General features: G+C 57.1%; 11 protein-coding genes. 5 read left to right on the forward strand and 6 right to left on the reverse strand.

From position 1 onward, the window contains the following. Window positions 1-469: 469 nt before the first annotated feature. Both rapA and rluA read left to right on the forward strand, forming a co-directional pair. Window positions 470-3337: an RNA polymerase-associated protein RapA gene (rapA, locus tag GWQ29_RS21125; protein ID WP_256687436.1), complete on the forward strand. Its 2868-nt coding sequence runs from the start codon at window positions 470-472 to the stop codon at window positions 3335-3337. 194 nt (window positions 3338-3531) lie between these two features. Continuing rightward, window positions 3532-4188, forward strand: a complete 657-nt coding sequence (gene rluA / locus GWQ29_RS21130) for a bifunctional tRNA pseudouridine(32) synthase/23S rRNA pseudouridine(746) synthase RluA (RefSeq protein ID WP_275909535.1) — start codon at window positions 3532-3534, stop codon at window positions 4186-4188. Window positions 4189-4260: 72 nt separating this feature from the next. On the opposite strand, the gene GWQ29_RS21135 is transcribed toward rluA, so the two are convergent. The 5 genes from GWQ29_RS21135 to GWQ29_RS21155 form a co-directional block, all read right to left on the reverse strand. Further along, entirely contained in the window at window positions 4261-4449 is a 189-nt protein-coding gene (locus GWQ29_RS21135) for a hypothetical protein (protein WP_021140099.1), read from the reverse strand. A 58-nt stretch (window positions 4450-4507) separates the two neighbouring features. Further along, entirely contained in the window at window positions 4508-6439 is a 1932-nt protein-coding gene (locus tag GWQ29_RS21140) for a GGDEF domain-containing phosphodiesterase (RefSeq protein ID WP_212540061.1), read from the reverse strand. A 23-nt stretch (window positions 6440-6462) separates the two neighbouring features. Next, entirely contained in the window at window positions 6463-6960 is a 498-nt protein-coding gene (locus GWQ29_RS21145) for a molybdopterin-binding oxidoreductase (protein ID WP_275920252.1), read from the reverse strand. A gap of 95 nt (window positions 6961-7055) precedes the next feature. Continuing rightward, window positions 7056-8690 (reverse strand): chaperonin GroEL, encoded by a 1635-nt coding sequence (gene groL / locus GWQ29_RS21150; RefSeq protein WP_021140096.1) that lies wholly within the window; start codon window positions 8688-8690, stop codon window positions 7056-7058. 41 nt (window positions 8691-8731) lie between these two features. Further along, window positions 8732-9025 carry a co-chaperone GroES gene (locus GWQ29_RS21155; RefSeq protein WP_005318973.1) on the reverse strand — a complete coding sequence of 98 codons (294 nt, stop codon included), beginning with the start codon at window positions 9023-9025 and terminating at the stop codon, window positions 8732-8734. Between the two features lie 216 nt (window positions 9026-9241). Between GWQ29_RS21155 and GWQ29_RS21160 the strand changes: the two genes are divergently transcribed. Next, on the forward strand, window positions 9242-10612 hold the full coding sequence (locus tag GWQ29_RS21160) for an MATE family efflux transporter (protein WP_059113491.1): 1371 nt from the start codon (window positions 9242-9244) through the stop codon (window positions 10610-10612). Window positions 10613-10636: 24 nt separating this feature from the next. Here the strand turns inward: GWQ29_RS21160 and GWQ29_RS21165 are convergent, their stop codons facing one another. Then, window positions 10637-11113 (reverse strand): FxsA family protein, encoded by a 477-nt coding sequence (locus tag GWQ29_RS21165; RefSeq protein ID WP_005318970.1) that lies wholly within the window; start codon window positions 11111-11113, stop codon window positions 10637-10639. Between the two features lie 450 nt (window positions 11114-11563). Here GWQ29_RS21165 and aspA point away from each other — a divergent pair, with 450 nt between their 5' ends. Then, complete coding sequence (aspA, locus tag GWQ29_RS21170) at window positions 11564-13006, forward strand: aspartate ammonia-lyase (protein ID WP_169047459.1); 1443 nt, start codon at window positions 11564-11566, stop codon at window positions 13004-13006. A gap of 127 nt (window positions 13007-13133) precedes the next feature. Then, window positions 13134-14453, forward strand: coding sequence for an anaerobic C4-dicarboxylate transporter (locus GWQ29_RS21175; protein WP_265421917.1), 1320 nt, complete (start codon window positions 13134-13136; stop codon window positions 14451-14453). Window positions 14454-14622 lie beyond the last annotated feature (169 nt).

The raw sequence follows: 14622 nt of genomic DNA on the forward strand, positions 1-14622 counted from the left end.
GTTTGATGTTCGATGCTGTGAGTGCCCACACAGATTGCTTGATTCAAATTGTTAAAGAGCGACGCAACAGTGTGTTGCTGCGGGAGTGGAATTCTACTCAACCGCCTTCTCGAGTCAAGCCTTATTTCCAAAGGCTTTTCGAGGTTATCGACTAGGTTGTTTGCGTTGCCGCTTGCCCTGTCGATGTGGCGCATTATAGGGATCTGGATCACGCTTGCAAGGGGCGTTTCGAATTAAATTCGAATTATTACCTCAACAGCTCATCAATTCACCAAAAAGACTGTTTATCCCGCAACAACACACTCATATGGCGACACATGTCTATCTTCAATGATGTCTTGGCAGCGATAGATCAAACTTGTAGCGAATTGGCACCGCCCACTTCTATATGCATGGTGATCGAGGTCACGCCTTCGGGTAACATAGCGCCCCTTTGCGATTCACACACTCTTGGGCTTTGGAGAGTTTAATGCCTTTTGCACTTGGCCAGCGTTGGATTAGTGATACAGAGACGGATCTGGGGTTGGGGACTGTCGTTGCTGTTGAAGGACGCATGGTTACCCTGTTGTTTCCGGCTACCGGTGAAAACCGCATGTATGCCAAAGAAGAGGCGCCGGTAACCCGGGTCAGCTTCAATGTGGGCGATCAGATCGCCACTCACGAAGACTGGACCATGACGGTCGAAGAAGTGCAGGAAAAAGACGGTCTGCTTATATATGTAGGTGTACGCACCGACAATGATGAGCCCGTTGCCCTCAAGGAAGTGTTTCTCAGCAACTTTATCAAATTCAACAAGCCGCAGGATCGCCTGTTCGCCGGTCAGATTGACCGTATGTCCCGCTTTACTCTGCGTTACGAAGCGCTGATCAACCAGCATAAACGTCGCCTTAACCCGACTCGCGGTCTGGCCGGTGGCCGGGTCAGCCTGATCCCGCACCAGCTTTATATCGCCCATGAAGTGGGACACCGCTATGCTCCGCGCGTACTGCTGGCCGATGAAGTGGGCCTGGGCAAGACCATCGAAGCGGGCATGATCATCCATCAGCAACTGCTCTCCGGTCGCGCCCATCGCGTGCTCATACTGCTGCCCGAGACTCTCCAGCACCAGTGGCTGGTCGAAATGCTGCGCCGCTTCAACCTGCACTTCTCCCTGTTTGACGAGGAGCGATGCATCGAGGCCTTCGCCGATGCGGAGAACCCCTTCGAGACCGAGCAGCTGGTGATCTGCAGTCTCGACTTCCTGCGCAAGAAGCGTCGTCGTTTCGAGCAGGTGCTGGAAGCCGAGTGGGATCTGCTGGTTGTCGACGAGGCGCATCATCTTGAGTGGAGCATTGATGCCCCAAGCCGCGCCTACGAAATGGTGGAAGCGTTGGCCGAACAAGTGCCGGGTGTGCTGCTGCTGACCGCCACCCCGGATCAGTTGGGCCACCAGAGCCACTTTGCCCGTCTGCGCCTGCTCGACCCGGAGCGCTTCTACGATTACGAGGCCTTCCTCGCCGAGGAGCAAGCTTACGGCAAGGTCGCCAGCGCGGCGCAAGAACTGCTGGATGGCGAGACCCTGAGCGATGAAGCCAGGCAGATCCTTGCCAGCCAGCTGGAAGGGCTGGATATGAGCGATGCTGCTGCCCGCCAACAAGCGGTCGCCAAGCTGCTGGATCAGCACGGCACCGGCCGGGTGCTGTTCCGTAACAGCCGCGCCAATATTCAGGGTTTCCCCGAGCGCCACCTCAATGTCTACCCCATGCCACTGCCGGAGCAGTACAAGACTGCTATCAAGGTGATGGGCATGATGGGTGGCAATGGCGGCGATCTGCAGACCCGCGCCCTGCGCTATCTCTATCCCGAGAAGATCTTTCAGCAGTTCGAAGGGGAAAACGCTACCTGGACCCAGTTCGATCCCCGCGTCGACTGGTTGCTGGAGCTGCTGCTCTCTGCTCGCCAGCAAAAGGTGCTGGTGATCTGCTCCGAAGCGGCCACCGCCATAGCACTGGAAGAGGCGCTGCGTACCCGTGAAGGGATCCGCGGCACAGTGTTCCATGAAGGGATGTCTATCCTCGAGCGGGACAAGGCCTCCGCCTATTTCGCGCAAGAGGATGGTGGCGCCCAGGTGCTGCTCTGCTCAGAAATCGGTTCAGAAGGTCGCAACTTCCAGTTTGCCAGCCATCTGGTGCTGTTCGATCTGCCCCTCAATCCGGATCTGCTGGAACAGCGCATCGGTCGTCTGGACCGTATCGGTCAGCAGAATACCGTCGAGATCCACGTTCCTTATCTGGAAGGGACTGCCCAGCGCGCCCTGCAGCTCTGGTATCACGATGGTCTGGATGCGTTCGAGCAGACCTGCCCGACTGCCCGCCCGGTATTCGAAGCTGTGCGTGACGAGCTGTTCGAGCTGCTGGCCGCCAACACCGGCGAGCAGGCGACCCTCGACGCCCTGCTGATCAAGACCCGCGAGCTGCACGAGCCGCTCAAAGCCAGACTGGAGCAGGGTCGCGATCGCCTGCTGGAGATCCACTCCAGCGGTGGCGCCGCCGCCCAGCAACTGGTTGACAAGCTGGCCGCCGAAGATGATGACACAGGCATGGTCTCCTTCGCCCTCAAGATGTTCGACGAGATCGGCGTCAATCAGGATGACAGAGGCGAGAACGCTCTGGTGCTGACCCCGGGGGATCACATGCTGGTATCCAGCTTCCCGGGCCTGCCGCAGGATGGCATGACCATCACCTTCGATCGCCCGACCGCCTTGTCACGGGATGACATGGCGCTGCTCTCCTGGGATCACCCCATGATGCGCGGCGGTATAGACCTCATTCTGGGCTCCGAGATCGGCGCAACGTCTGTGGCCCTGCTCAAGAACAAGGCGCTGCCCATCGGCTCCATCCTGCTTGAGCTGATCTTCGTCGCCGAGTCTGCAGCCCATCCCCAGCTCTATCGCTTCATGCCGCCGACACCGATCCGCCTGCTGATGGACAAGAACGGTCAGAATCTGGGTGAGAAGGTGGCATTCGATGCCTTCAACCGCCAGCTGACTCCGGTCAACCGCCACCTTGGCAGCAAGCTGGTCACCGCTTCCCAGCCGGTGATCCACGGTCTGATTGGCAAGGGCCAGGTCATTGCCGAAGAGCTGAAAGCCGGGATTGTCGACAAGGCCCGTGCCCGGATGGCGCAGACCCTGCAGCAGGATCTCGATCGTCTGGAAGCGCTCAAGGCAGTCAATCCGAACGTGCGTGACAGCGAACTGGATTATCTGCGCAATCTGCAGGCAGAATTGCACCACCTGATCGATCAGACCCAACTCAAGCTGGATGCAATCCGCTTTATCGTGGTCACCCATAACTGACGCGGCAATGAATAGACATGACCTGATCCGGCTCAGGCTGGATACCATGCACTTTATTATCGTGGTCATCCATAACTGACAAGGCAGTGAAGAGGCATGACCTGCTCCGGCTCACGCGGGATCCCATGCCCTTTATGATTGTGGTTACCCATAACTGATGGGGGCTTGCCCCCACCTTTTGATGCGAGACATTTATGTTTGAATACTCACCGCCTCTGGAACCCTGGCTCGATATCCTGTTCAAGGACAAGGACATCATGGTGGTCAACAAGCCCACCGGCCTGCTGAGCGTCCCCGGGCGCGGTCCCGAGAATGAAGACAGCGTCCTGCATCGGGTGAAGCAGCAGCACCCCAAGGCGGCGGCAGCCCATCGCCTCGACATGTCCACCACTGGCGTCATTGTCATACCCCTCACCCCCAATTCTCATCGGGAGCTGAGTCGGCAATTTCGCGAGCGGGAGACCGAGAAGCACTACCTCGCCTGGGTGTGGGGCGAGCCGGAGGCAGAGTCGGGTCAGGTTGACCTGCCGCTCTGCGTCGACTGGCCCAACCGCCCGAAGCAGAAGGTGGATTTCGAAGAGGGGCGCCACGCCCTGACCCTGTGGGAAAAGCTGAAGGTGGAGAACGGCAACAGCCTGATCAAGCTGACCCCCATCACGGGTCGCTCCCACCAGCTGCGCGTCCATATGCTGGAGCTGGGGCACCCGATTCTGGGTGACAACCTCTATGCCCATCCGGGTGCGCTGGCGGCGGCGCCCCATCTTTACCTGCATGCGGCCATGCTGACCATCAGCCACCCCCGCAGCGGCGAGCGGATGACCTTCGAGGCGCCAGCGCCCTTCCCGCTCTGACCTGAAGGGATGCGAAGCAAATCGCAGATATAAAAAAGCCCCCATCGCGAGATGGGGGCTTTTTCATTAGGGTCAGACGCGAATATCGATCTTGCTTCCCAGCGAGCCGCTGGCCGATGTCGGTGCAACCGGCGCGGATTGGGCTGCATTTTGCAACAGCTTCAGCGCAGCTTCGCCCTCTTGAGTCTGCTGTTTTTTGGCCAGACTGGCCGTCATCAACGCAGAACCAAACGACGCATTAGCAGAACTAGATATATCCATGGTGTACCTCCTGCCCTAAGACTATCGGCCATCTTGCGCCAAACATGAACTGTTTTGGCTAAATTAAATACGCCTTACCCGGCTGGCTCCGCTTCAACCACGCCTCCTCCATCTCCAGAAGAGTCTGATATATCTTCTCGGCCTGCTCGGGGCGGCTGAACAGATAACCTTGTCCATACAGATGCATATCAGTGAGTGTGCGCAAAACATCGAGCTGCGCCTGAGTTTCAATCCCTTCGCACACCAGACTCTTGCCCAGCATGGAACCCATACGGCAAATGTTGGCGACCAATTCAGATGCTTCTATCGAGGTATCGATCCCCTGGATAAAGGAGCGATCGATCTTTACCTTGCTGACCGGCAGTTTCTGCAGATAGCTGAGAGATGAGTAGCCGGTACCGAAATCATCCAGCGCCAACTGCACCCCTTGTTGATTCAGATCCTGCATCAGCTGCAGGGAATTCTTCACCTCGCGCATTGTGGTGTCTTCCGTCACCTCCAACACCAGGCTGGCGGCCGGGATATGGTGATCCATCAACGCCTTGGCGACCAGTTTCAACAAATTGCGCTGGTACATGCCAGGCGAGATATTCACGCACATTTGCAAGTCGACCAGTCCAAGCTGCTGCCACTGATAGAGCTGCTCACAGGCGGTGTTCAGCACCCAGCTGCCCAGTTTCTCGGCCAGCTGGAACTCTTCCGCCACCTGGATCACCTCGTTGGGCGGAATGAACCCCAATTCAGGGTGACGCCAGCGCAGCAGCGCTTCGACAGCCTCGCAGCGACCGCTTTCAAGATTGACTATGGGCTGGTAATACAGTTCGAGTGCGTTGTGCTCCAGCGCCATGATCATGTCGCTTGCCAGATGCTTGCGCCGCGCAGTTTCATTGAGCAGCGAGTTGTCATAGATGACATAAGGGACATGGGTCTTGCGACTGTGGAACAGCGCCTGCTCGGCCCGACTGAGCAGCTCCTGGGTCAGTTTGCTGTCCATCGGGAAGAAGGCGATACCTATCCCCACCTCCAGCCGGAAGGGGTAGTTGTCGATGATGATGTCTTGCTTGAGCGCATGAAGCAGGCGTACAACCAGCTCTCTCACCTGCCGCAGGTCACTGCTCTCACGCTGGATAATGGCAAACTGATCGCCACCCAGACGCGCCACCCACTCACCGTTTTCACACAGGCCGCGAACCCGCTTTGCCATCTCCTGCAGCAAAAAGTCGCCGGTGTTGTAGCCAAACTTGCTGTTGATATCCCGAAAATCGTTGATATCGACCAGTACCAAACCAAATGGTATCTCCTTGGTTGCGTACGATTCCATCTTCTCCAGCAACGCCAGCCGATTAACCAGCCCGGTCAGGGGATCGACTCTTGCAGCCCGGAAATGGCGGCGCGCCTCGCGGATCAGCAGGCCACTGAGCAACATCACGGACAACACCAGACCGGAAACCATAAACAGCAAGGCGTTGCGCAGCTGACCGAAACGCTTGTCATTGCCCGAGTAGACGTTGATGTTCTTCTGCATGACAGATGCAAGGGAGTAGGAGAGAGGTTCTTGCAGAGGGGCCAGTCGCATCATGATTTGCTGATACTCTGGCGTGCCCGACTTCAGATTGGTGATGTTGGACTCCATCTCGCGGATGTTGCTTTCAATCAGCTGCACCAGACGCAGGGTCTTTTGCTTGTCTTTCATGCTCTGGCGCAACTGCCCGCTGAGCAGGATTGGCGTGCGGCTCCAGAGGATGTCGTAACGCAGCATCAGAGTGTCGTGATCGATGCCACCATAATGGTAGATCTCGACGGAGTTGAGGAAGCGCCCCAACTCCAGCTGCAACTGCATCAGCGCCCAAGAGACGTCATAGGTGTACTTTTCCATCACCCGGGTCGCATTCTGTATCTGCGCGAGGCAATACAGGGTACTTCCCGTAAACAACAGGATGGATAGGTAAAGAACGACAAGTAAAGGCCACGCCTTGGTCTTTGCTTTCACTCGCACTCCCGCACGCCGTTATATCAATGTTGAACGTCAACCGCATTCAACTGCCAGATCATCATGTCAGTGAACTCTGATCGTTTCAGCTCCGGATGCTGATCAAGCGGTAGGATAAACCAAAGCGGCCCCTTATTCCGTACCCGCATGGTCACACCGTCATCTTGCCAGGCCAGAATGGGATCGTATTTGCTGACCTTGTCCCAGTTGATCCGTATCTGAAAACTGTTCAGGGCGGTCAGGGTAATGGATTTGCCATCCGCTCCGACGGCAGCCAGTACATCTGCCAGCTTGGGTCCCACATACTTGTGCGGTTTGTCGACCCAGGGATTTCCCGTCACTATTTCATGCTGGGGCAAGGCTTTGAGCATGGCCAGATCGAAAGCCACCTCTCCCTCTGTTGCATCGGCAGGCTTCACATTGCCGGTCACCGTCAAGATGACGGGGCCCTGCGGCGCCTCAAGGGCCATAACCGGCATCGCCAGAGAAAACAGTAATGGAATCAAACCCAGTGCACGCATACTCACCTCAGAAAAAGTCACCAACAATAGACTCAGTTTAGTCGCCATAAAAAAAACGGCCCGCAAAAGCGAGCCGTTTGGTAACCAGGACTGAATTACATCATGCCCATGCCACCCATGCCGCCCATGTCAGGCATGGCAGGGGTATCTTTCTTCGGCAGCTCAGTGATCATGCACTCTGTGGTGATCATCAGGCCGGCAATGGAAGAGGCGAACTGCAGAGCAGAACGGGTGACCTTGGTCGGATCCAGGATCCCCATGGCCAGCATGTCACCGTACTGTTCGGTGTAAGCGTTATAGCCGAAGTTGCCTTCACCATTTTTCACGGCGTTGGCAATGACGGAGGCTTCTTCGCCAGCGTTGATGACGATTTGACGCAGCGGGGCTTCCATGGCGCGCAAGGCAACCTTGATACCCACGTTCTGATCTTCGTTGTCACCACGCAGACCGGCCAGTTTGGCGGCAACGCGTACCAGCGCCACACCACCACCAGCAACAACGCCTTCTTCTACGGCAGCGCGAGTTGCGTGCAGGGCATCGTCAACACGGGCTTTCTTCTCTTTCATCTCGACTTCGGTCGCAGCACCGACCTTGATCACGGCAACGCCACCCGCCAGTTTGGCTACGCGCTCTTGCAGCTTCTCACGGTCGTAATCGGAAGAGGTCTCTTCGATTTGCTGACGGATCTGGGCCACACGGCTTTCGATCAGGGCAGCATCACCCACGCCATCGATGATGGTGGTGTTCTCTTTGGTGATGACGATACGCTTGGCACGGCCCAGATCTTCCAGGGTCGCTTTTTCCAGTTCCATGCCCACTTCTTCAGAGATCACGGTACCACCGGTCAGCATGGCGATATCCTGCAGCATGGCCTTGCGACGGTCACCGAAGCCCGGCGCCTTGACGGCAGCCACTTTCACAATGCCACGCATGGTGTTGACCACCAAGGTAGCCAGCGCTTCGCCTTCCACATCTTCGGCAACGATCAGCAGCGGCTTGCCTGCTTTGGCAACGCCTTCCAGCACCGGCAGCATTTCGCGGATGTTGGATACTTTCTTGTCCACCAGCAGGATGAAGGGATCATCCAGCTCAACGGCACCGGTTTCCGGCTTGTTGACGAAGTAGGGGGAGAGGTAGCCACGGTCGAACTGCATGCCTTCTACCACAGCCAGCTCGTCGTCCAGGCCCTGACCATCTTCAACCGTGATGACGCCATCACGGCCGACTTTGTCCATGGCTTCAGCAATCAGCTTGCCCACTTTCTCGTCGGAGTTGGCGGAGATGGTGCCTACCTGAGCGATGGCGTTGTTGTCAGCGCACGGCTGGGACAGCACTTGCAGCTCGGCAACGGCGGCGATCACTGCCTTGTCGATACCGCGCTTCAGATCCATGGGGTTCATGCCGGCAGCAACGGCCTTCAGACCTTCGTTGACGATGGCCTGAGCCAGTACGGTTGCTGTGGTGGTACCGTCACCGGCAGCATCGTTGGCCTTGGAAGCAACTTCCTTGACCATCTGGGCGCCCATGTTCTGGAACTTGTCTTCCAGTTCGATTTCACGCGCCACGGAGACGCCATCCTTGGTGATGGTCGGTGCACCGAAGGACTTGTCCAGTACCACGTTGCGGCCTTTAGGACCCAGGGTAACCTTGACGGCATCGGCCAGGATGTTTACGCCTTCCAGCATCTTGATGCGGGCTTCGTTGCCAAATTTGACTTCTTTAGCTGCCATTTTCTTCAATCCTTCAATCAATTCGCAGGGGAAAGGGTGGATTACGCTTCGACAATCGCCAGGATGTCGGTTTCAGACAGGATCAGTACATCCTGACCATCCAGCTTCTCGGTCTTCACACCGTAGCCCTCGTTGAAGATCACCTTGTCACCAACCTTGACGGCGAGTGCTTTGACATCGCCATTATCCAGAATTCGGCCAGTCCCCACGGCAAGTACTTCACCACGGGTGGACTTCTGGGCCGCAGTACCAGTCAAGACAATGCCGCCAGCGGATTTGGCTTCAGCTTCGATGCGCTTGATGATGACGCGGTCGTGCAGTGGACGAATTTTCATCGATAACTCTCCCAAAATGAGTCTCTGTGTTGCTTTGAGGAATGGCCATTCCTGGCCAAATTAGATATGTCTCTGATGTGGGGCGTTTTTGTTAACCCTTCAAGGGCAAATACAAAAAAAATATTTTCACGTACTATGAATATCTTCGATGGATCGCCCGTGTCCCGGTCAGGAAACCGGGTTTGTGCTGCCTGCAGCCAGAACTCACTTCGCCAGATGTATAGAGACGAGCTCGTGACCCGACCCAACCCCCTGCTGACCGCCCCCATGACGTCCGTGCTGCTGCGCATGACGGGCCCCATGATCCTCGGCATCATCGCCATACTGGCATTCAATCTGGTCGATACCTTCTTCATCGGTATGCTGGGCACCCAGGCTCTCGCCGCCATCAGCTTCACCTTCCCAGTCACCTTCGTGGTCACCTCGCTGGCAATGGGGCTGGGGGCTGGGCTCTCCGCCGTCATCGGCCATGCCCTCGGTCAGGGCAAACATGACGAAGCCGCCCGCATCACCACCGACTGCCTGTTTCTGGCCGTGGTGCTGGTCACGCTCCTCTCGCTGCTGGGAGCATGCACCATACAGCCCCTGTTTCGGCTGCTCGGCGCCAGCGATCAGCTGATCCGCCTCATCTATGACTACATGCTTATCTGGTATCTGACCGTGCCCATGCTGGTGCTGCCCATGGTGGGCAATGCCGCCATTCGGGCCACCGGGGATACCAAGACGCCCAGCCTGGTGATGACGGTGGCGGGGCTGGTGAACGGCGTGCTGGATCCCCTGCTCATTTTTGGCATAGGCCCCTTTCCCGAATGGGGGATCCGCGGGGCGGCTATCGCCACGTCGATCTCCTGGTTGATGGCCATGCTGGTCAGCCTCTACATATTGCGCCATCGGGAAGGCTTGCTGCGATGGCGCCTGTCCCCTCGCCCACAATTGCTGGCCCACTGGCGCGCCTTGCTCCACGTGGCCGTGCCGGCCTCTTTCACCAACATGCTCAACCCCCTGGCCAATGCGGTGCTGATGATCATCTTCGCAGGTCTGGGCACCGAAGTGGTGGCCGCCTACGGCGCCGCCTCCCGGGTCGAGGCACTGCTGCTCATAGTGATGATGGCGCTCTCCTCCGTGCTGGCCCCCTTCATCTCGCAAAACTGCGGGGCTGGCAATCCGGCGCGCGCCAGGGCTGCACTGCAATTTTGCATGCGCTTCGCTTTGCTGTTCCAGCTCGGCGTATACGGGCTGACCTGGTTGCTGGCACCGCTTATCGCCAACCTGTTCAGCGATCATCCACAAGTAGTGCGCCTCATCATTCTGTATTTGCACCTGGTACCCATAGGGTATGGCTTCCAGGGCATGGTGATGCTGCTGGCCTCGGCACTCAACGGCGTCAGGGCATCGAGCATCTCGTTTCTGTTCAACGGATTGCGGCTGTTTGTGTTCTTGTTGCCAGGGGCCTGGCTGGGGGCGGAGCTGGGAGGGGAACAGGGAGTCTATCTGGGGATACTGCTGGCAAATCTGGCAGCGGGCACTCTGGCATGGTGGTATGCACGCCACCGTTTCGAGCGATTGTGCCATCAGGGCAAACCCTGACAGGCACAGCTTCGCTACAGAGGCTTACTCTTTACGCTCGAATTCGCCTTCGATGGTGGTCCCGCCACGATTGACCTGACCCGGTTGTTCCTCGCCTGGACGCGCCTCGAATGGAGGCTGCTGGGCATGAAAACCGCCCATCTGCATCCGGAACTGATTGCTGCCAATGAGTTTGTCAGCCAGCTTGTTGCGCAGCCATGGCTGCAGCAACAGGATTCCGAAGAAGTCGGTCACAAAGCCCGGGATGATCAGCAGCAAGCCGGCCAGCGCCAGCATCATGCCCCCCATCACCTCACGACCCGGCATCTCCCCTTGCTGCATTTTTTGCTGCGCATTGAGCAGGGTCTTGATGCCTTCACTGCGAACCAGCGATGACCCGAGCACGGCGGTCAGCACCAGCAAGCCTACGGTTGGCAAGGCGCCAATCACGGAGCCCACCTCGATCATCACGGTGAGCTCAAGCAGCACCAGACCGACCAACAACAGAAATAACTTGCCCATAACAACCTCAGTGCGAGTGAATTTGGATGAACCCGTGAGCTCTTGCAGCAAACGCATATTTCGCTGCCAACACGCCACAAAGTCGGTTCCTGAATATTAAAGTGGGGGTCGACACCCATTTTTCAAGTGTGAAGGGTGACAGAGCGCCAGATATTCAGAAAAACCGGCATGGCCGACTGTGATTGAAGTCCTTGTTCTGTCAAAGTTAATCGCTCAATTGCAATATCTGTTTAATGACCACAAGTTATTTGAGGTTGTCTCAAATTTAGTGATCCAGGTCTAATATCAGATACCTCAATTGAGGTAATATCGACGCTAGTAATTAAGGGAGCAAAAAACGCTCCCAACTGCCCCACTCGATGTGTGGTGCTTCAGGATGAGCCGTGCGTAAGGAACTCGCGACCACTCGGTGAGGATCGTTTCCATTTATCTGATTTCTGAGGCATTACAATGAGCGACATCAAGAACGTCCGCATTGAAGAAGACCTGCTGGGCACCAAAGAAGTTTCCAATGAGCTCTACTACGGCGTGCATACCCAGCGCGCAGTCGAAAACTTCAAGCTGAGCACTCAGAAGATTTCTGACGTTCCGGAATTTGTCCGCGGCATGGTGCTGACCAAGAAGGCCGCCGCTCTGGCGAACGGCGAACTGGGCACCATCCGTCCTGACATTGCTGACAAGATCGTAGAAGCCTGCGACCTGATGCTGAACACCGGCAAATGTTTCGACCAGTTCCCGGTCGACGTTTACCAGGGTGGTGCAGGCACCTCCGTCAACATGAACACCAACGAAGTACTGGCCAACATCGCCCTCGAGATCATGGGGCTGGAGAAGGGCCGTTACGACGTCATCAACCCCAATGACCACGTCAACAAGTGCCAATCCACCAACGACGCCTACCCTACCGGCTTCCGCGTTGCCGTGGTCAACAGCACAGACACCACACTGCATGCCCTGGAAGCACTGATCGCCGCCTTTGATGGCAAGGCCAAGGAATTCAAAAGCATCCTGAAGATGGGTCGTACCCAGCTGCAGGACGCGGTTCCCATGACTCTGGGTCAGGAGTTCCACGCCTTCGCCGTTACCCTGCGTGAAGAGATCAAGTCCATCAAGCGTTGCCAGGAGCTGCTGCTGGAAGTGAACCTGGGCGCAACCGCCATCGGTACCGGCCTGAACACCCCGCCCGAGTACTCAGCGCTGGCCATCAAACGCCTGGCCGAGATCACCGGTCGTGCTTATGTTCCGGCAGAAGACCTGATCGAAGCGACCTCCGACTGTGGCGCCTATGTGATGCTGCACGGTGCCATCAAGCGTCTGGCCATGAAAATGTCCAAGATCTGTAATGACCTACGTCTGCTCTCCTCCGGTCCGCGCACTGCACTCAAAGAGATCAACCTGCCGGAAATGCAGGCGGGTTCTTCCATCATGCCGGCCAAGGTCAACCCGGTTATCCCGGAAGTGGTCAACCAGACCTGCTTCAAGGTATTCGGTAACGATGTCACCATCACTTTCGCCGCCGAAGCTGGTCAGCTGCAGCTGAACGTCATGGAGCCGGTGATTGGTCAGGCCATGTTCGAATCCCTGAGCCTGATGGAAAAAGCCTGTATCTCCCTGCGCGAGAAGTGTGTGGAAGGTATTACCGCCAACCCGGAAATCTGCATGAACCACGTGCTGAACTCCATCGGCATCGTGACCTACCTGAACCCCTTCATCGGCCACCACGAAGGGGATATTGTCGGCAAGATCTGCGCCCAGACCGGCAAGAACGTTCGTGAGGTCGTGCTGGAACGCGGCCTGCTGACCGCCGAACAGCTGGACGAAATCCTCTCCATCGAGAACCTGATGAACCCGCAATACAAAGCCAAGCGCTACACCCGCGAAGCCACCGTATAAGCGAGAAAATGGGCCGGGTTTATCCCGGCCCATAAAGTCAGTTCCCGATCGGTCTAACCCAGTCCCATCGGGAATTGGCTTTTCTGCCAAATAAAACCTAAAAAAACTGGAAAATGGAGTGTTCGCTATGATTGTTATCGAGTTACTTGTCGTGCTCGCCGCTATCTATCTGGGTGCCCGGATAGGCAGTATCGGTATCGGCTTTGCCGGTGGTCTGGGTGTGCTGGTGCTGACCTGGGGCCTGGGGGTACAAATTCCGAGCGACCAGCTGGTCACCTTCATCCCCTGGGACGTGATCATGATCATCGCGTCCGTCATCTGTGCCATTGCCTGTATGCAACTGGCCGGTGGCATGGACTACCTGGTTTCGCTGGCAGAAAAGGCTCTTCGCAAGAATCCCAAGTACATCACCTTCGCCGCCCCCATCGTCACCTATCTGATGACAATGCTGGCCGGTACCGGTCACACCGCCTTCTCCACCCTGCCGGTAATCGCCGAAGTGGCCAAGGAGCAGGGCATTCGTCCTTCCCGTCCGCTCTCCATCGCGGTCGTAGCCTCCCAGATTGCCATCACCGCCTCCCCGATTTCCGCGGCCGTGGTCGCCTTCTCCGGCATGCTTGAGCCATTCGGTGTCGACTACCTGACTCTGCTGGCCATCTGCATTCCGTCCACCTTCATCGCCTGTATCCTGGGCGCCTTCATTGCCAACATGATGGGCAAACCGCTGGATCAGGATGAAGTCTATCTGGAGCGTAAAGCCAAAGGGCTGATCAAGCTGCGCGGCACCACCAAGCTGGAGCTGAAGCCTTACGCCAAGGTTTCTGTCTGGATCTTCATCGCCGCCATCGTGGCCGTCATGGCTTATGCCACCGCCATCTCAGGCAAAGTGGGCCTGATCGCCAATCCGCCGATTCCCCGTGACGGTGCCATCATGGGCATCATGCTGGCTGCTGCCACCATCATGACCCTGGTCTGCAAACTGGACGCCACTCAAATCACCAACATGCCGACCTTCAAGTCCGGTATGTCCGCCTGTATCTGTGTACTGGGTGTGGCTTGGCTGGGCAACGTCTTCGTGAAAGGCAACATGGATACCATTCAGCTGATCGCTGGCGACCTGCTGAACCAGTATTCCTGGCTGCTGGCCGTGGTGCTGTTCTTCTCCGCCATGCTGCTCTACTCACAAGGCGCCACCACCAAGGCCCTGATGCCGGCCGCACTGGCGCTGGGTGTCAGCCCGCTGACCGCGATTGCCTCCTTCGCCGCAGTGAGCGCCCTGTTCGTGCTGCCGACCTATCCGACCCTGCTGGCCGCAGTCGAGATGGACGACACCGGCTCGACCCGGATCGGCAAGGCCGTGTTCAACCACCCCTTCTTCATCCCCGGCACCGCGACCATAGCGTTCGCCGTGGTACTCGGCTTCTTCTTTGGCGGTCTGATGCTCTAATCAGCATTTAATACCGAAAAAACTCAAACGGCCCTCATTGGGCTAATGCCAGTCAGTTAAGCCTGACTGGCATTGTTTTTATTGGCTTTTTTTACACTGTATTTCTGTGGCCTTGGCTTCACGCAGCGGGGGTAACTTCGTTCCCTTCGTGCCGGCAGCACAAACTGCC

This window comes from Aeromonas sp. 2HA2 (assembly GCF_029237345.1).
GTDB classification, from domain to species: domain Bacteria; phylum Pseudomonadota; class Gammaproteobacteria; order Enterobacterales; family Aeromonadaceae; genus Aeromonas; species Aeromonas salmonicida.